This window comes from Vibrio sp. Vb0937 (assembly GCF_033338855.1).
In genome coordinates this window covers 1-1,075 of the sequence record NZ_JAWOTK010000421.1, presented here as the reverse complement: position 1 = coordinate 1,075, position 1,075 = coordinate 1, and the positions used below count along the sequence as shown (strand labels likewise).

The 1,075-nt window shown below is 40.8% G+C and carries 1 protein-coding gene and 1 pseudogene; one reads left to right on the top strand and one right to left on the bottom strand.

What is annotated here, in order from left to right; translation table 11 throughout:
• Window positions 1–171 (bottom strand): annotated as a pseudogene (locus R7P67_RS26205) (pyruvate dehydrogenase); the annotation flags it as partial.
• Window positions 172–579: 408 nt separating this feature from the next.
• Between R7P67_RS26205 and R7P67_RS26200 the strand changes: the two are divergent.
• Window positions 580–1,075: shikimate kinase (locus tag R7P67_RS26200; RefSeq protein WP_318086504.1), on the top strand; the 496-nt coding region annotated here is incomplete at its 3' end.

Sequence of the window (1,075 nt, the reverse complement as noted above, 5' to 3'; positions counted from 1 at the left end):
CTTTTGTGCATCAGGGGTAGCATCAAATTCGTTCCACCCACCTGGCATGTTTCCCTGTGTATTACATACATCTGCCGAGGCTGTTACATGTGTCGTCTCTTCTTGGTTTTTTGGTTGGCAACCAACAAGTAAACCCAAAATTGCACAAGTCGACACTGTTTTTAACATCATAACCATCACCTCTATTCATATCGGGTCGTATTATAGTGGTGATGAGATCACGCCATTGTCTATGTTGTGCAAACTTTTGATATGCACAAAGTTAATTCGATGCGTAATTGGATCGAGTTTACATAGAAAATAAACACGATAAATCAAACATTCTGTTCTTGATAAATCAGTTTACAGTGTAAAAACTCGCGATGTTGTTGCCTACGGAGACTCAATTTACTCGAGAATTGGGGCAGCGTTAAGCGCAATAAATCAAATTTAATATGGGTCATAGTTCACATGTTTGGCGTTTGAATTTCTTATCAATCATACAAAACACTACTATCACCGACCTGTAAAAATAAGCCGTAGTTTGACTAACTGCAGCGTTCTTCGTCAGTTTGTTTCCAGCGCCATGGAGGGTGTTATATGAAAAGGATAAATGTCATTGGTAGTAGCGGCAGTGGTAAGTCTACTTTCGCAAAAGCCTTAGCTCAGAAGCTCGACGTTACACATATCGAAATGGACAAATTGTTTTGGAAAGCGGGCTGGCAAGAAAGCACTGACCATGAGTTTTTCAGCAACTTAAAAACGGCCCTCACGCAAAGCGAATGGGTTTTGGATGGAAACTATTCTCGAACTGAAAGCATAAAGTGGCAAGACGTCGACACGATCATTTGGTTGGACTATTCAAGAACGGTGACGTTTTACCGAGCGATCAAACGTGCACTCACTCGTATTTACACAGAGCAAGAGCTGTGGGAAGGGACTGGTAACAGAGAAAGTCTGTATCGACTGTTCACAAAAGACTCCATCGTATTATGGTCTATTAAAAACTACGCCAAACGACGACAAAAATATCTTCAACTGAAACGTGAATTGAGCGGTTCACCCATTCAATTTGTTCATTTGACTAACCCGAAAA